Source organism: Pseudoalteromonas sp. OF7H-1, from assembly GCF_022347825.1.
Taxonomy (GTDB): domain Bacteria; phylum Pseudomonadota; class Gammaproteobacteria; order Enterobacterales; family Alteromonadaceae; genus Pseudoalteromonas; species Pseudoalteromonas maricaloris.
This window is the reverse complement of the sequence record NZ_JAKRFX010000006.1, coordinates 175,782-191,897: the sequence shown is the minus strand read 5'-3', so window position 1 is coordinate 191,897 and position 16,116 is coordinate 175,782. Positions and strand designations below refer to the sequence as shown.

Below are 16,116 nucleotides of genomic sequence, written 5' to 3'. Positions count from 1 at the left end.
GCAACCCGTGTATTGTCTAAGTTGCACTTTAATTACATTTTAAATGAAAATCAATATCATTTGTATTATTTTCTTTGGAACTCTGCGGTTGCTTTCCATTTCGGCCATGCATCTTGCTCAGAGACATCGTAGCCAACTTTAAAGAACAGCTGTAGATCTTGTATCGCTCCGCTTAAATCCCACTCTTCACGGTAGCGATCGCAAGGCTGATGATAACAACCGCGCAATACTAAGCCCATACGTTTACGGTAGGTTTCAGTCTCTTCGTCACGTGCTTCGGTTCCACCACCGGCGTACATGGCAGGCACACCCATGTTCGCAAATGCGAAGTGATCAGAGCGATAGTAACCACCAGCAGCAGGACGTGGATCCCCTGAAACGACGCGGTCTTGCGCTTTTGCTGCGGTTTCCAGCATTTCATCAAGCTCAGATTTACCAATACCGACTACGCTGATGTCTTTTACTTTACCCAATAAATTTAGGCTATCCATATTGATGTTAGCAACGGTTTTCTCTGCTGGAATAACAGGGTTTGCAGCATAAAATTTTGAGCCTAATAGACCTTGCTCTTCAGCCGTCACAGCCAAAAACGTAATTGAACGGCTAGGGCGAGTTGGCAGTTTAGTAAAGGCTTCAGCTACCTCAATCATACCGCCTGTACCGCTAGCATTATCATGCGCGCCGTTATAGATCTGATCGCCTTTACGGTTTGGATCGGTACCTAAATGATCCCAGTGTGCTGAGTAGATGATGTGCTCGTCAGACTTATTACTACCTGGTAGGGTGGCGATAAAGTTATACGAAGTTGATTTTTTGATGGTGTTTTTGACGGTAACTGACGCGCTTAGGTTGCCCATATCAACGTGGTATGCGCCAGCTGCTGCCTTTTTCTTTGCGGTGTCAAAATCAAGTCCAGCCTTTTGAAACAGCTCTTTAGCAACGTCTACTGTTACCCAGCCTTCAACCGCAACGCGGTCCATATTGTTGTTTTCTTTTTGGAAGCCAAACTGTGGGCCACTCCAAGAATTTTCTACTACGCTCCAAGGATAAGAAGCCGGCGCTGTTTCATGAATAATGATCGCACCTGCTGCGCCTTGGCGTGAAGCTTCTTCGTATTTATACGTCCAACGACCATAATAGGTCATAGCTTCACCGGTAAATTTACCCGAATCAGGATTAGCAAAACCTGGATCGTTCACTAGCATCACCACTGTCTTGCCTTTCACGTCTAGGCCTTCGTAGTCATTCCAGTCGTACTCTGGAGCATTTACGCCATAGCCAACAAAAACCAGCTCTGAATCTTTGATTGACTCGAGTTCGCTGATACGGGCCGAGCCCATCACCATGTCTTTTTTATATTCGTAGTTTTTGCCACCGATTGTTAACGTCATATTAGGATCGGCTTCAAGCGAAACAAGCGGCACTTCTTGTAAGAAGCTGTTGCCATTACCAGGCTGATAGCCAAGTGCTTTAAAATGTTTGGTTAAATAGGCAAGCGTTAGCTCTTCACCTTTTGTTGACGGAGCACGGCCGCCAAACTCGTCAGAGGCAAGGGTTTTAATATGGGCTCTGAGTTGAGCATCATTAATACTATTGTATGCAGTATCGATGTCTTGGGGGCTATTGCTAGTGCTAACACAGCCCGCCAGCACCGCCATAGATAAAGCGCTGAGCGTCAGTTTAAGTTTCATAATTGCCTTTCTTTTACTTGTTAGGAACCCATAAGTAGTAACATAAAATGCGTAAAAGTTCGAGCGGGACAAGACGGCTAGAGGAGATAGAAATCAATGAAAATCCGTAGCTGGTATAAAGCACAGCACAATTTTTAATAATTACCTTAATTTTAGCATGCGATGTAGCCTGTTACGCTCATTTACAATTGGCTTTTGCCAAGTATCAGGCGCTTCAGTAAAATAGTCGGCTAATTGCATGATAAGTATCTCAATCAAATGAAAAAGTTTACAGCGCCTGAGGCGTGGCAGGTTGCATGTTTACATGCTGAACCATTTTCCCATTTAAATCAGCTTTTTGACTTAAAAAGCCAACAAGACTGGCCAAGCCCCGAGTGGTTGTCTTCGCACGTAAACAGCATTAGCTTGCAACAGTATGATACCCGCTTTGTGGCCGATGAAACGATAGACTTTGGCGATAAATACTATGAAGAGATTATCTTTGAAACCCATCAGGTACCGACGCGTAGTCAAAATTGGCACGACTTATTTGGTGCGTTGATTTGGTGTTTATTCCCAAAAACAAAAGCTTTGTTAAATGCCCTACATATCGAAGAAATAGCGCAGTTTGGTTTAAAGCAGCGGAGTAAAAAGCGTAACGCGTTAACACTCTTTGATGAGTGTGGTTTGGTGTTGGCAATCGATGATGATAAATGGCGTAATGCCTTTAAATCACACCAATGGCAGAATGTATTTTACGATAATCGCTCAGAATGGCAGCAAAACCTAAAGCCTTTTGTATTTGGTCACGCAAACTACGAGATGCTAACCAATCCCTTTATTGGGTTAACGGGAAAACTGGTGTGTATCAATGTTGATGCTGCATTTTGGCAACTTTCACTAAGCGAACAATATCGTTGGTTAGATGATAAATTGGTCGCACTGATCAATGATGGGCTGCTTGAAGACAATACCAAAATGTCACCCATTCCGCTGCTTGGGATCCCAAACTGGCATGAGCCACAAGATTTAGAATTTTATCAAAATACGGACTATTTCAGGCCGAAAAGAAGGAAATAGCATGATAGCTATCAATGGATTAAAAAAACGCTTCGCCCTGACTCGCGAACACAAAAAGAAAAACAGTCAGACGGATCCTCGCGAGCGTGATGGTTTTTTTCACAGTGTAGAAGAGGTTAACCTGCACTGTGGGCAAGGTGAAGTACTTGGATTGCTCGGCCCCAATGGGGCGGGAAAAACCACCACTTTGCGTATGCTCTCAACTGCACTGACGCCGGATGCCGGTACTATCTTAGTGGATGGCCAGGATATTGTGAAAAAGCCAGTTGTTGCACGCAAAGCCATCGGTTTTCTGTCAGGGTCAACAGGGTTATATGGGCGTCTTACCGCCAAAGAAAATGTTGAATATTTTGCACGACTTCATGGTTTAAAAGGAAAAGCATTAAAAGCGAAATGTGATGAGCTGTTTCAGCGCTTAGAGATGGAGACCTTTTTAGATAAAAGGTCTGAACACCTATCGACCGGTATGAAACAAAAGACCAATATAGCAAGGGCGGTGGTACATAGCCCTAAAGTCGTGGTACTAGATGAGCCTACGACGGGCCTTGATATTATGACCACACAAACAGTTATCTCTTTTATTCGCGACCTCAAAGCACGTGGTACACCCGTTATATTTTCTACCCATCACTTAGATGAAGTCGCGTTATTGTGCGATAGGGTGTCTGTTATCGATAAAGGGATCACCTGTTTTGATGGCAGTTTGGCTGAGTTTAAAGCAAAGGGGCAAAGTGAAGAGCTAAATCAGGCATTTTTAAATTTGTTAACGGGAGCACAGCATGTTTGAGGTATTTTTAAAAGAAATTAGAGAGCTGCTGCGCGACCGCAAAACACTATTCTTTGTGATTGCACTACCGATGTTGGTATTTCCCGTGATTATGGCGTTAGTCGGCTTTATGGCTTCACAAGCCGCCATGGAAGCGAAGCAAGAAGTCCATACGTATTACATCGTAAATGAAGCTTATGCTGAAAAGTTCTCTGAGCAGGTTTTTTATCATAAAAGTTTTAAGAAATATGCTGGTGAGCTAAAGCTTGATAGTGTCGAAGCGCTGAGTGATGCGGTACGAAGAGGCGTGATCGATGTTGGGGTTTTTATTCCATCCGATCCGGTTGAAAATCTAGAGTCTGGCGTAAAAAGTGAATGGAAAATCGTGTTTAACGATGCGCAATCTATCAACTTTATTTATGACCGTTTGTCTAAACTTGCTAAGAAGTTTTCTGATGAACTCAGAGCGGCGAAGTTAACCTCACTGGGGTTGTCGCAAGCGGAGCAAGTGGCAGTGCTCCAGCCTATATCGATTACTAAAGTGGATACTGCTGACAAACGCGAAAATTTAGGCGAGAAGTTAGGTGCGTTTATCCCTTACATGTTAATTCCGTTGGTATTGATGGGGGCAAGCTATCCAGCTATTGATTTAGGCGCTGGAGAGAAAGAGCGTGGCACCTTAGAGACGCTGTTATTAACACCAATCTCACGCACTGAGCTGGTGTTAGGTAAATTTTTAACCGTATTGAGCAGTTCAATATTCTGTGCGCTTATCACGGTTTCCAGTATGGCGCTGTGGATAGGGATTGCCAGTAGCTTTGTCGAGCTAGACGTGATTAAAAACGCCTTCTCGTCGGTTGCATTATTAGACTTTGTCTTGATTTTTGCGTTGTTGCTTCCTGTTGCTGTGATGCTTTCGTCGCTAACACTTGCCATCTCAATTTACGCCAGAACCTTTAAAGAAGCACAAAACTACATGGGGCCACTTAGCATGGGGATCTTCATTCCCATTGTGATGTCTTTAATGCCAAATATGGAGTTAACCGCAAAAACCGCATTGATCCCAATTACCAATGTCGCATTAGCGATTAAAGAAATCATCAAAGGCACGGTTGATTATGGCTACGTCGCATTAATTTTTGGCGCTTCTGCCGTTCTAGCGACGGGGTTACTCGTGTGCTGCGTTAAATGGTTTAATAAAGAAACCGTTTTGTTTAGGTAAAGCTTCAGTTAGGTGTGAGTTATTGATAATTATGGCGTTTTTCTGTACGATAAACGCCTTATTCAGCGCTTAACTTTTTGTAATTTAGTCTTCTACCTGTTTAGGTAGCTTGTGCAAGTAGTAGGTTTCAATATTAGTCACTCAAGGAATGTAGGATGACATCAACCACGGTACTTAAGTCAGTCAGTGAATCAGTTACTAACGGCATAGCTATTTTATTCTTGTTATCGTCGGTGTTGCACTTAGTCGGGTCAAGTTTTTTGGAAGCTCCGATCTACTTAGTGATTTCATTGTTACTATTTTCATACCGTAATCGTTTAATGTTTGACCCTGTACAAAAGCAGTTTGTTATCACTAAACAACTATCGTTATTGAATATAAATATTCGGCGAATAGACGAGTGTGTGATACCGCTTTCAACCGTGACAGATGTATCTTCGGGTTGTAACAAGCAACTCAATTATATTGGTATAAGTTATCTTTCAGAAAGTGAGGAGCCTGCGGTCTATTCATTTTCGTGTTTACGGCAAGCTGATAAACTCAATGCACTTTTGTCTGCATCAGCTCTTGACCATAACGTTCAACCAACGGCGGGCGCGGATGCAGGTAGAAGATCAGCTACGCGCTCAACTCCCACAAGCCTTGCAAGATTATTTCCTTTATTTATGAATCGCAATCGCGATATTGAAGCGCGATTCTCCGTGTTACGATGTGCACTACCGACGCCTAAGCATAAGCTGCATATTGTTTGGATGGTGGTAGGGGCTTTTGCTCTAATGACCTGCTTTATTCTTTACTCGTCACAAAATTACATTGCTGGTTTGGTATTTTTGGTGCTCACGTATTTGAGCTATTGGTTGACGTCATTATTTATCAGTAATAAACACTATTTTGTCTATCACTCACCCTGTAACCAAATTAAGGTTGAGGAAGATAGTTTGCTGCTACCTGCGTTACTGTTTACAGATAAACAAGCACGAGAGGTAAAAAAGGATGAAGTTAACGATATTAAGGTACACTGGAATACGTTTACAGTCAGCGACTTGGATAGGTTAACCGCGTCGACTCGTCGTAATCATGTTGTTGATTTGGTCTTTGATACTGAGTATGGCGCAACGGTTTCGCTTTCTGGTATGAGCGTAGAAGCCGAGCCACTCTTACTTGCGTTAACGCATTGGCAATATCCTTTGTCTATTGAGCGTACGGATAAAGCGGTGTTCCCAATGGTGAGGCACTTTCAATATGGCATTCTAGTGTTTATTTTGGGTATAATTGTCTGGGCAATGACTACATTTGTGATATAACGCACCTGACGAAAAGCGGAGATTGTTTTCATAAAACGTCTTTTTAAGTGATAAAGCTTGGGTAATTCCCCATTCTTGGGCAACAAGTATTGTTAACAAACGGCGATTGTTTATTTCTAATATAACTTCGCTAAACATAAGTGAAAGCATATGAAGAAAAATCAGGATTGTCCTCAAGCGCTGTTTGAGGATATGTCGCGAAAGGAAGCGATACTAAAAGAGTTTAATTCGCTGAGGCCTAATAATAAGCGACGATTCTACCAGATCATCGCTATGCTAACGGCAGTCGTATTTTTAATTTATCGCTACCCAGAAATTATTGAACAACCCGTTTTATACATCTTTTTGATTTTAATGATGAGCTTAAGCGCAGAGGCATACGTGCAAAACAAGCGTATCAATAAACGCATCGATTTACTGCATAAGCTATTAAAAGAAGAGTGACCGAAAGAACTAAAGCCGCTAATTAAGCGGCTTCAACATTATCGGTTTTAACATTGTCAATTTCAACTACGTTGAGGACAGATTGTACATCTGACCAATGCAGCAATTCGATACGACCTTCTTGGTTTTCAACCAATGCCGTGCAGTTTTCTATCCAATCACCATCGTTGCAGTACACAATACCATCTACGACACGGATCTCTGGTTGGTGGATATGCCCGCAGATAATACCGTCGACACCTTGTTTCTTCGCTTCATGAATTGCTGCATTCTCGAATGCGGCAATGGCCTCTCTGGCTTTATGCACGCGTTTTTTCAGCCAAGATGCAAGCGACCAATAATGACCGCCATATAAGCGCCGTACACGATTGGTCCAGCGATTTAAGAAGAGTAGAAAATCATAAGCGGCATCCCCAATGATACTGATCAATTTGTTGTATCTTGTTGCCGAGTCAAAATCATCACCGTGTAGTAATAAAAACCGCTTACCTGCGGAAGTGGTATGAATAAAGGTTTTATGCACTTCGACTTTAAAAAGCGTTTGTCCAACGTAGTTTCTGAAGGTTTCGTCGTGATTACCCGGTATGTAGATAACGCGTGTACCAGATCCCGCTTTTTTTTGTATGCATTCTAATACCTGATAGTGGGATGGATCCCAAAAAAACTGGCGTTTCATTGACCATAGATCAACGATATCACCAACCAGATAGAGTACATCACATTCAGTTTTGTTGAGAAAATCTAGCAAGAACTTCGCTTTACAGTCCTTGTAGCCCAAGTGTACGTCTGAGATCCAAATACTCGGATAGTATGTTGTTTTCATGGCTTGGCTCTTTAGCGTAATAATGACAATGCTAAGAGGCAAAGATGACAGTGGCGGGGCAGTTAGGAGAAGCTAATATGACAAAAGAGCATACACCTGTATGCTCTTATATTATACAATTTACGTAGGCTTATTTGCTTTTAATTGCATTAACGATTGTTTCAACCGCAGATCCAATATCCAGCATTAGTTTTTCGCCAGTTTGACGATTTTTCAGCTCAACCTTATTTTCATCAAGGTTACGCTCGCCAATCACTAGGGTGTATGGAATACCGATAAGTTCCATATCGTTAAACATAACCCCCGGACGCTCTTTACGGTCGTCGAATAACACATCAATTCCCGCATTTTGTAGATCTGCATAGAACTTTTCTGCGATCTCTGGGATACGGTGAGACTTATGCATATTCATTGGCACGATTGCCAACTCAAATGGCGCAATCGCAACAGGCCATTTGATACCGTAATCATCGTTATTTTGCTCGATTGCTGCGGCAACGATACGAGAAACGCCAATACCATAACAACCCATGGTTAATGTTTGGTTTTTCCCTTCTTCGCCAAGTACACCAGCTTTCATTGCTTCAGAGTACTTAGTACCAAGTTGGAACACGTGGCCTACTTCGATACCACGTTTGATAAGGATTTTACCTTTACCACAAGGGCTTGGATCGCCTTCAACCACGTTACGGATATCTTCAACAGTATAAGCGCTTACGTCTCTGTCCCAGTTGATCCCACTGTAGTGAACACCATCTTTGTTCGCACCAGCAACAAAATCAGCCATGATAGCTGCGCTGCGATCGACAATAACAGGCATTGAAAGACCAACAGGCCCCAAAGAGCCTGGTTTTGCACCAATAGTGTTAACAATGTCTTCTTCGCTCGCCATCTCTAGCGGTGAATCCACTAGTGCTAATTTCTCAGCTTTAAGCTCATTTAAATCATGATCGCCACGAACGATAAGTGCGACAAGGCCGCGTTTACCATCTTCGTCTGGGGCGCCATACACGATGAGTGTTTTCACACCACGGTGTGGTTTAACGCCATGTTTCGCTTTTAGTTCAGCGATGGTGAAAGCTTCTGGTGTGTCAAACGTGTTAAGTTCTTTACTTGGCGCTGGGCGAGCTTCAGCTGGTGCAAGCGCTTCTGCCTTTTCAATGTTTGCAGCGTAGTCACTTTCATCACTGAATGCGATTGCATCTTCACCAGACTCTGCAAGTACATGGAACTCATGCGATAGGTTGCCGCCAATTGAACCACTGTCAGCAATAACAGGACGGTAGTCAACGCCTAAACGATCAAAAATGTTGCAGTAAGCTTGGAACATCTTGTGATACGTTTTTTCAAGACACTCATCAGTCATGTGGAATGAATAGGCATCTTTCATGGTGAATTCACGCGCGCGCATCACACCAAAACGTGGACGAACTTCGTCACGTACTTTCGTACTGACTTGATAAAGTGTGATCGGCAGTTGCTTATAGCTGTTGATTTCGCGACGTACAAGATCAGTGATCACTTCTTCATGCGTTGGACCAAGTGCAAATGGACGGCCATGACGGTCATTAATACGAAGTAGTTCAGGACCAAACTGTTCCCAACGGCCTGACTCTTCCCATAGCTCTGCAGGCTGGATCACTGGCATTAGCAGCTCAATCGCTCCCGCTTTGTCCATTTCTTCACGGACTATTCGCTCTACTTTGCGGAAAACTTTTAGGCCTGATGGTAGCCAAGTATAAAGACCTGAAGCCAATTTACGGATCATACCCGCTCTAAGCATTAGCTGGTGGCTTACCACCTCTGCATCAGACGGCGTCTCTTTTAGAGTCGCTAATATATATTCACTCGTACGCATTCTTATTCCAGTATAAGTTACTTATTGTTCTCTTATTGGCGGCTATTCTAGCAGTGCAGTAGCCGCTTAAAAAGCTTTAATACCTAAACATCTTCATAATTTATAAGTTTATTGGCAAGCCGCTGAATTTGCTATTTTGCTAACGAAATTTCAGTGACATGGTTATGCTCACCATCTACTGTCCAGCGGATATTAAAATCATACAAACTCATACCATAGTCCTGCTGTGATGTGCGTTTCTTTTTATAAGCTGGACGAGGATCTTGCTTCAGTACATTGGTAATGAATTGCTGAAGTTCAGGATAGCTTTTTTGTTTTTCAATAAAAACAATAGCCTCGTCTGAGAAACTAACAGACATTTGCGTTTCTGGCCGAGTATCAGCAAAGCCTGCTGTGGCATCCACCAAGGCATCTGAATAGGGGAGATACGGCTTTATATCAATGATTGGTGTACCGTCCAATAAATCTACACCGGAGAGCAACAGATCCAGCTGACCATTTTTATATTCTACGCCCTCGAGCTTTACTGCACTCATGCCAATCCCGTTGGGTCGAAAAGTCGCTCTAGTCGCAAACACGCCTTTACGTTCATTGCCACCGAGTCTCGGAGGGCGTACAAGCGCAGAGTAGCCTTTATCAGCGGTTTCATGAAAACGAAACAACAACCAAATATGCGTGAACGCTTCAATACCACGAACAAATTCTTCGCGATTGAATTCACCAACAAATCTAAGCTTGGCTTTTGCCTCTGGGACAAGCCTTGGTTGTCTCGGGATAGCGAACTTCTGTTTATAAGGAGATTGGATAAAGCCGATGGGCTCGATAGTGATTTGTTCCACTATGGTCTCTGTTTTAATTAAGATGAGCGAAGTTTACTATTGATCCTGACTTTCACAAAATCCTGCTCGTAATTAGCCCTGTAATGTCATGTAATTCATTTATTCAGATTTTTCGCATAACCTTGTAAATAATGGAATATTGATGGAAGTCGCAACATGAATCGGTATACTTTTTCGCCCCAAAATAGCTTACGTTCGAGTTTACGCACAGATAACGAACAAATTATTGGTACTAGAGCATACGAGTACAAGCAATTGGTCGAAGACATAAAACCAATTCGAGGCTTACGAGAAAAATTACAAGCATTTAATCGCCTGAAACGAGATGAGTGTAAATAATGGAGTTTCATAGAAAGGTTGACCAAAGCTGTCAAGAAGCGCTCTGCAAATCTTCTCCTCTAAAGCCTATTTTGATCCGCGCGATATCGGAGCGCAGAGCATCGTTGCAAACAATAATTAATGATTTAACCCAAGGGGCGGTAAGTCCAACTAAAATGGATGTACTGCTCAGTCAAGAAGCGGAAAAAGTAAGCTTACAATTATTAAAAGAAGGCAACTTAAGCAAACGCGACGCGCTCGCTGCAAGTGAAAAAGCCATATTTACGTTAGCAAGGAATTTGCTTTAGCGCGGCTTAACTAGCCAGCCAATATTCCCGAATGATTTTGTATCTTTAGCTCCAGTTTCCATAGCCTCTACAGCCATTACATTATCTAGCTTCCATTAAAGTGCAGGACCAGCAAGGCACGCGTTTTTCAAAGGACATACGGCTCTTATCAGAGTCAAAATCCTAAAAATAAGGGCCCCATTTCAGGAGCGTTGTTGGTAATATAAAGTCTGTGCTATATTTTAGCTGCTATCAATAACGGACAATTTGATATGGAAAATTTTATTAAATCTACTTTAATGACCTCAGTTCTATTCGCTTCACTCACAACAGACGCATTTGCGCAAAGCGAGCCAAACTTACATTTATCTACAATCGTAAATGCATCGGCTGTTGAAAGAGTTGCTCCTCAGTATCCACGTAATGTTGCGTTAGTCGGCGGTGAAGGCTGGGTTACGCTGAGTTATATCATCAATGAGGATGGTTCGGTGGCGTCTCCGATAGTGGAGGATTCATCTGGACAGAAAGGCTTCGAACGCGCTGCACTGCGAGCAATCAAACGTTGGCAATATTCTCCAGCCACAAAAGATGGTAAGCCGATTAAGCAGTGCAAAAATAGTGTGATGTTTTCATTCAATATGTCAGATGCGGAAGAAGGAGCATCTCGAGGTTTTGTGAGAAGTTATCGCAACATCAATAACCTCCTTGACGAAAGTAAACTAGAAGAAGCTAAAGAACATATTGATAAACTAGCAAAAAAAGGTCGTTGGAATCGATATGAAGAAGCCTATTTTAACTTAGTAAAAGCGCGATACTTTCAACTAACAGCTGAACCTAGACAAGAACTTGAGGCGCATAGAGGGATCATCTGGCACGGTAAGGATATCGTTAAATCTGAACTCTACGCCAACGCCCTTATCAATGCAATTAAGCTCCAAACTCAGCTGCAGGAATATAAAGGAGCGCTGAAAAACCATAAAAAACTAATGGAATTAGATGGACAAGACACTTATAAGTCAGCAGTGCAACCTGTCATAGATGAAATCGTTGCTTTGATAGCGGATAAGAGCAAGATGCTTGTTATTGCCGCTGAAATCAAAAATGATGATGTCTGGACACATGCATTATCCAGACCCAATTTCGCTATCTCTGAGGTTTCAGGCGCACTTCACACCCTTGAAGTACGATGTGATAACCAGTTTTCACAATTTAAATTTGCTGAAAATATGCAATGGAATATACCGAAAAGTTGGGGCGAGTGTAATGTCGTGGTTTTTGGTGAGCCGAATAGCTCCTTTAAACTGATAGAAGTTCAATCGTAGCTGAACTTCTACACTTCAATTATTGTTATCAGACCTTTATGTTATTTACTATCGGACAAGGTTTCTTCTAATAGCGATTCGGTCTGGATCGCTATTTCCTTCATTTTCACCGCATAGGCTTCCAATTTTTTCTCCTCTTCGGTTTTCGCTTTAAACTGCGGAATTTGAATTGGATACCCAGCTTGGTCCATGGCGATAAAGCTGATAATACAGTGATTGGTTTCGACAAGTCGCTGCGTTTTTGGATCGCCACAGCGCACCTGAATAAAAATCTGCATACTGGTGTTTCCGGTGTGGGCAATGCGCGCGGAAACTTCAACAATCTGACCCACAAGAATAGGGCGGTGGAAGCGCATGCCCGCTACTGAAACGGTAACGCAGTAGCTACCGCTCCAACCCGCGGCGCAAGCATACCCAGCTTGATCAATCCATTTCATGACCATACCACCGTGTACTTTACCGCCAAAGTTGACGTCGGTGGGCTCTGCTAAAAATCGAAAGGTGACGGATTGTTGTGGCATAGACTCAACTCTATTTTAAAAATATACGCTAAGTATAGGAAAGAAAGGGGCATTTCGCCCCCGCAATTTAGGATTTATTGGTATTACATGTTTGGATAGTTCGGACCACCAGCCCCTTCTGGTGTGACCCAGGTAATATTTTGGCTCGGATCTTTAATATCGCAGGTTTTGCAATGAATACAGTTTTGCGAATTGATGACAAACTGCTTCTCACCTTGCTCGTTTTCGTTTACTTCATACACGCCTGCGGGGCAGTAGCGCTGTGCAGGCTCATCAAACTTAGCTAAATTCACTTTGATTGGTATATCAGAATCTTTTAACTGTAAATGACATGGTTGCACTTCTTCATGATTGGTATTCGATAAAAATACGGAAGAAAGTTTGTCAAAACTTAATTTACCGTCCGGCTTTGGGTAACTTATAGTTTGCGATTCAGATGCAAGCTTAAGCTGTGCGTGATCCTGATGTTCGTCCTTAATAGTAAATGGTAGCGAACCTGAGAAAATGTTTTGGTCGATCATATTGTAGGCGCCACCCATAATACGACCTAACTTATGCATTGCTGGGCCAAAGTTGCGAGATTGATAAAGCTCATCATAAAGCCAACTTGCCTTAAATTTGTCGGCAAAGCTTACCAAGTCTGACGGAGCGCTCTCTTGGCTGAGTGCCTCAATGATGGCATCGGCTGCAAGCATACCGGACTTCATTGCTGTATGGTTGCCTTTAATTTTGGCAAAGTTGAGGGTACCTGCGTCACAGCCAATCAGTAAACCACCTGGGAAATGCATTTTAGGTAGGCTGTGGAAGCCACCTTTGGCGATTGCGCGAGCACCATAGGCAATGCGCTCACCACCTTCCAGTACACTCGCAAAGGTGTTGTGATGCTTCATACGCTGAAATTCATCAAATGGACTTAGGTGTGGATTAGTGTAATTTAAGTCGATGATTAACCCGACCACGACTTGATTGTTTTCAGCATGATACATAAATGAACCGCCATGGGTATCATTGTCGAGCGGCCAACCTGTGCCGTGTACAACAAGACCTTCTTTATGCTTGCTTGGGTCTACTTGCCAAATTTCTTTAAAGCCGATGCCATAGTGTTGAGGGGAAGCGTCTTTATCCAGTTTAAATTCAGCTATAAGTTGTTTGCCTAAGTGGCCACGGCAACCTTCAGCAAATACGGTATATTTCGCTCTAAGCTCCATTCCAGGCATATAGCTGTCTTTAGGCTGGCCATCTCTATCTAGGCCCATATCACCGGTAATAATACCTTTAACTTGTTGCTCTTCAACAATTAGAGAGTGGGCGCTAAAGCCTGGGAAAATTTCAACGCCAAGTTGCTCTGCTTGTTCAGCGAGCCAACGGCAAACATTCCCCATCGAAACAATATAGTTGCCGTCATTTCTAAATGTTTTTGGTACCACTAAATGAGGCAGTTTGGTGGCATTGGTTTCATTTTTGAATAAATAAATGTCGTCACCCGTCACTTTCGTTGTTACGGGAGCGCCCTTTGCAGCCCAATCAGGGATAAGTTCGTCTAGTGCTTTGGTTTCAAATACTGCACCCGACAAGATATGTGCACCTACTTCTGAGCCTTTTTCGACTACACAGATCATTAATTCTTGTTGTTTTTCTTGAGCCTGTTGAGCGAGTCGGATAGCGCAAGACAGGCCCGCAGGACCTGCACCAACTATCACAACATCAAACTCCATGGTTTCACGTTCGACCATTATTAACCTCACACTATTTGACGGTAGATTAACTAAAGAGAGGCTTTAGTTTGATTTTCGTTAAACTAAGGTTATTTGAGGTTGACGTTTACGTCAACAGGAAGTAGTCTGAAACCAATAAAATAATTTGTTGACGTAGACGTCAGCTTAGAGAATAACCAGATGATGGAGTAACCATGAAAGTACTTGTGCCAATCAAACGCGTGATTGATTACAACGTAAAGGCAAGAGTCAAATCTGACAACAGTGATGTTGATTTGAGCAATGTTAAAATGGCGATCAACCCATTTTGTGAAATCGCAGTAGAAGAGGCGGTTCGTTTAAAAGAAGCTGGCACCGCAACGGAAGTTATTGCCGTATCAATTGGCGATAAAGCTTGTCAAGAGCAGCTAAGAACGGCGCTTGCACTGGGGGCAGATAAAGCGATTCACATTGAAACAGACGCAAAGCTTGAATCTCTGCACATTGCAAAACTACTGGCTAAGGTAGTGGAACAAGAAAGTCCGGAACTGGTCATTCTAGGTAAACAGTCTATCGATTCTGATAATAACCAAACAGGACAAATGCTAGCGGCATTAACTAAACGTGCTCAGGGCACTTTTGCCTCTAAAGTTGTAGTTGAAGGCGATAAAGTGCAAGTGACGCGTGAAGTTGATGGCGGTTTGCAAACGGTATCGCTATCACTTCCAGCTGTCGTGACAACAGACTTGCGTTTAAATGAACCTCGTTATGCTTCATTGCCAAATATCATGAAAGCTAAGCGTAAACCACTAGACGTAATCGCTGCGGATTCGTTAGGCGTTGATTTAGCTCCTCGTATTGAATTGGTGAAAGTTGAAGAGCCAGCTAAGCGCTCTGGTGGCGTGATGGTTGAGAGCGTTGAAGAGTTAGTAAACAAGTTAAAAACAGAAGCAAAGGTGATCTCATGAGCGTATTAGTTATTGCTGAGCATGAAAATGGTGTATTGAAACCTGAAACCGCTAAGGTGGTTGCTGCTGCAACAAAAATCGCAAGCGACATTACCGTATTAGTTGCAGGTCACAATATTGCTGAGGCTGCCAATCACTCTGCACAGATCGCTGGCGTACAAAAGGTGGTTGCTGTTGACGATGCTTCATTCGAACATCAATTGGCAGAAAACACATCTGAGCTAGTTGTTGAATTAGCAAGTGACTTTTCACACATTTTGTTTTCAGCGTCTACCACAGGTAAAAATATCGCGCCACGTGTCGCGGCGTTACTCGACAAATCACAGATCTCAGAAATTATCGATGTGATTGATGCAGACACCTTTAAGCGTCCAATTTATGCGGGTAATGCAATTGCGACTGTAAAATCATTAGACTCACAAAAAGTTATCACTGTGCGTGGATCAGCATTTGATGCCGTAGAGACTCAAGCAGCATGTGACATTGAGGATCGCTCGCAAAGTATTGCCTCTCAAGTGAGTGAGTTTGTGAGCATTGAACAAACTGAATCTGAGCGCCCTGAATTAACTGCCGCACCGGTTGTTATTTCAGGTGGCCGTGGTATGCAAAACGGTGAAAACTTTGCCTTGCTAAATGGTATTGCTGACAAACTAGGGGCCGCAATTGGTGCATCGCGTGCTGCTGTTGACGCGGGCTTTGTGCCTAATGATATGCAGGTGGGCCAAACCGGTAAGATTGTGGCGCCTAACTTATATATTGCAGTTGGGATCAGCGGCGCAATTCAACACCTTGCGGGTATGAAAGATTCTAAGGTCATTGTCGCTATCAACAAAGACCCAGAGGCCCCCATTTTCCAAGTGGCTGATTATGGCCTTGTTGCGGATCTATTTGATGCGTTACCAGAGCTTGAACAGGCACTGTAACGCTTCTTTTTGTAGCTAGCCTACATCAAGAAAAATAATTCTGGTTGTTAAAGCCGTTGTACCTTTGGTCGCGGCTT

Annotated in this window: 16 protein-coding genes; 10 read left to right on the top strand and 6 right to left on the bottom strand. The window is 43.0% G+C overall.

Going from position 1 to position 16,116, the window contains the following annotated elements:
* Window positions 1-65: 65 nt before the first annotated feature.
* Window positions 66-1,691, bottom strand: a complete 1,626-nt coding sequence (locus tag MHN30_RS09850) for a M28 family metallopeptidase (RefSeq protein ID WP_130164123.1) — start codon at window positions 1,689-1,691, stop codon at window positions 66-68.
* Between the two features lie 258 nt (window positions 1,692-1,949).
* Between MHN30_RS09850 and MHN30_RS09845 the strand changes: the two genes are divergently transcribed.
* The 5 genes from MHN30_RS09845 to MHN30_RS09825 all read left to right on the top strand — a co-directional run bounded on the left by MHN30_RS09845 (window position 1,950) and on the right by MHN30_RS09825 (window position 6,486).
* On the top strand, window positions 1,950-2,750 hold the full coding sequence (locus tag MHN30_RS09845; protein ID WP_239359397.1) for a DUF3025 domain-containing protein: 801 nt from the start codon (window positions 1,950-1,952) through the stop codon (window positions 2,748-2,750).
* Window position 2,751: 1 nt separating this feature from the next.
* Entirely contained in the window at window positions 2,752-3,537 is a 786-nt protein-coding gene (locus MHN30_RS09840; protein WP_239359396.1) for an ATP-binding cassette domain-containing protein, read from the top strand.
* Window positions 3,530-4,738 carry an ABC transporter permease gene (locus MHN30_RS09835; protein ID WP_239359395.1) on the top strand — a complete coding sequence of 403 codons (1,209 nt, stop codon included), beginning with the start codon at window positions 3,530-3,532 and terminating at the stop codon, window positions 4,736-4,738. Before MHN30_RS09840 ends, MHN30_RS09835 begins: the two co-directional genes overlap by 8 nt.
* Window positions 4,739-4,893: 155 nt before the next feature.
* Entirely contained in the window at window positions 4,894-6,042 is a 1,149-nt protein-coding gene (locus tag MHN30_RS09830) for a hypothetical protein (protein WP_239359394.1), read from the top strand.
* Between the two features lie 150 nt (window positions 6,043-6,192).
* Entirely contained in the window at window positions 6,193-6,486 is a 294-nt protein-coding gene (locus MHN30_RS09825) for a hypothetical protein (protein WP_010604697.1), read from the top strand.
* A 22-nt stretch (window positions 6,487-6,508) separates the two neighbouring features.
* Here MHN30_RS09825 and MHN30_RS09820 read toward each other — a convergent pair whose 3' ends face one another.
* The 3 genes from MHN30_RS09820 to tsaA form a co-directional block, all read right to left on the bottom strand.
* Entirely contained in the window at window positions 6,509-7,309 is an 801-nt protein-coding gene (locus MHN30_RS09820; RefSeq protein WP_010604698.1) for a UDP-2,3-diacylglucosamine diphosphatase, read from the bottom strand.
* Between the two features lie 130 nt (window positions 7,310-7,439).
* Complete coding sequence (locus MHN30_RS09815; protein WP_239359393.1) at window positions 7,440-9,167, bottom strand: proline--tRNA ligase; 1,728 nt, start codon at window positions 9,165-9,167, stop codon at window positions 7,440-7,442.
* A gap of 131 nt (window positions 9,168-9,298) precedes the next feature.
* Window positions 9,299-10,006 carry a tRNA (N6-threonylcarbamoyladenosine(37)-N6)-methyltransferase TrmO gene (tsaA, locus tag MHN30_RS09810; protein WP_069020685.1) on the bottom strand — a complete coding sequence of 236 codons (708 nt, stop codon included), beginning with the start codon at window positions 10,004-10,006 and terminating at the stop codon, window positions 9,299-9,301.
* A gap of 156 nt (window positions 10,007-10,162) precedes the next feature.
* Between tsaA and MHN30_RS09805 the strand changes: the two genes are divergently transcribed.
* From MHN30_RS09805 to MHN30_RS09795, 3 genes are all read left to right on the top strand, one after another.
* Complete coding sequence (locus MHN30_RS09805; RefSeq protein ID WP_045990062.1) at window positions 10,163-10,345, top strand: hypothetical protein; 183 nt, start codon at window positions 10,163-10,165, stop codon at window positions 10,343-10,345.
* Complete coding sequence (locus MHN30_RS09800; RefSeq protein ID WP_239359392.1) at window positions 10,345-10,632, top strand: hypothetical protein; 288 nt, start codon at window positions 10,345-10,347, stop codon at window positions 10,630-10,632. Before MHN30_RS09805 ends, MHN30_RS09800 begins: the two co-directional genes overlap by 1 nt.
* A gap of 251 nt (window positions 10,633-10,883) precedes the next feature.
* The gene (locus tag MHN30_RS09795; protein WP_239359391.1) at window positions 10,884-11,933 is read left to right on the top strand and encodes an energy transducer TonB; all 1,050 of its coding nucleotides are present in this window, start codon (window positions 10,884-10,886) and stop codon (window positions 11,931-11,933) included.
* A 41-nt stretch (window positions 11,934-11,974) separates the two neighbouring features.
* Here the strand turns inward: MHN30_RS09795 and MHN30_RS09790 are convergent, their stop codons facing one another.
* Both MHN30_RS09790 and MHN30_RS09785 read right to left on the bottom strand, forming a co-directional pair.
* Window positions 11,975-12,454 carry an acyl-CoA thioesterase gene (locus MHN30_RS09790; RefSeq protein WP_010372647.1) on the bottom strand — a complete coding sequence of 160 codons (480 nt, stop codon included), beginning with the start codon at window positions 12,452-12,454 and terminating at the stop codon, window positions 11,975-11,977.
* 83 nt (window positions 12,455-12,537) lie between these two features.
* Entirely contained in the window at window positions 12,538-14,187 is a 1,650-nt protein-coding gene (locus tag MHN30_RS09785; RefSeq protein WP_239359389.1) for an electron transfer flavoprotein-ubiquinone oxidoreductase, read from the bottom strand.
* 176 nt (window positions 14,188-14,363) lie between these two features.
* On the opposite strand from MHN30_RS09785, the gene MHN30_RS09780 reads away from it, so the two are divergent.
* Complete coding sequence (locus MHN30_RS09780) at window positions 14,364-15,116, top strand: electron transfer flavoprotein subunit beta/FixA family protein (protein ID WP_017217459.1); 753 nt, start codon at window positions 14,364-14,366, stop codon at window positions 15,114-15,116.
* Complete coding sequence (locus tag MHN30_RS09775; protein ID WP_045990058.1) at window positions 15,113-16,039, top strand: FAD-binding protein; 927 nt, start codon at window positions 15,113-15,115, stop codon at window positions 16,037-16,039. The genes MHN30_RS09780 and MHN30_RS09775 overlap by 4 nt, the downstream gene beginning before the upstream one ends.
* Window positions 16,040-16,116: the final 77 nt, after the last annotated feature.

Bases quoted from the DNA above. Each gene is read 5' to 3' on its own strand.
- MHN30_RS09850 (WP_130164123.1), bottom strand. From the start codon at position 1,691: ATGAAACTTAAACTGACGCTCAGCGCTTTATCTATGGCGGTGCTGGCG.
- MHN30_RS09845 (WP_239359397.1), top strand. From the start codon at position 1,950: ATGAAAAAGTTTACAGCGCCTGAGGCGTGGCAGGTTGCATGTTTACAT.
- MHN30_RS09840 (WP_239359396.1), top strand. From the start codon at position 2,752: ATGATAGCTATCAATGGATTAAAAAAACGCTTCGCCCTGACTCGCGAA.
- MHN30_RS09835 (WP_239359395.1), top strand. From the start codon at position 3,530: ATGTTTGAGGTATTTTTAAAAGAAATTAGAGAGCTGCTGCGCGACCGC.
- MHN30_RS09830 (WP_239359394.1), top strand. From the start codon at position 4,894: ATGACATCAACCACGGTACTTAAGTCAGTCAGTGAATCAGTTACTAAC.
- MHN30_RS09825 (WP_010604697.1), top strand. From the start codon at position 6,193: ATGAAGAAAAATCAGGATTGTCCTCAAGCGCTGTTTGAGGATATGTCG.
- MHN30_RS09820 (WP_010604698.1), bottom strand. From the start codon at position 7,309: ATGAAAACAACATACTATCCGAGTATTTGGATCTCAGACGTACACTTG.
- MHN30_RS09815 (WP_239359393.1), bottom strand. From the start codon at position 9,167: ATGCGTACGAGTGAATATATATTAGCGACTCTAAAAGAGACGCCGTCT.
- MHN30_RS09805 (WP_045990062.1), top strand. From the start codon at position 10,163: ATGAATCGGTATACTTTTTCGCCCCAAAATAGCTTACGTTCGAGTTTA.
- MHN30_RS09800 (WP_239359392.1), top strand. From the start codon at position 10,345: ATGGAGTTTCATAGAAAGGTTGACCAAAGCTGTCAAGAAGCGCTCTGC.
- MHN30_RS09795 (WP_239359391.1), top strand. From the start codon at position 10,884: ATGGAAAATTTTATTAAATCTACTTTAATGACCTCAGTTCTATTCGCT.
- MHN30_RS09790 (WP_010372647.1), bottom strand. From the start codon at position 12,454: ATGCCACAACAATCCGTCACCTTTCGATTTTTAGCAGAGCCCACCGAC.
- MHN30_RS09785 (WP_239359389.1), bottom strand. From the start codon at position 14,187: ATGGTCGAACGTGAAACCATGGAGTTTGATGTTGTGATAGTTGGTGCA.
- MHN30_RS09780 (WP_017217459.1), top strand. From the start codon at position 14,364: ATGAAAGTACTTGTGCCAATCAAACGCGTGATTGATTACAACGTAAAG.
- MHN30_RS09775 (WP_045990058.1), top strand. From the start codon at position 15,113: ATGAGCGTATTAGTTATTGCTGAGCATGAAAATGGTGTATTGAAACCT.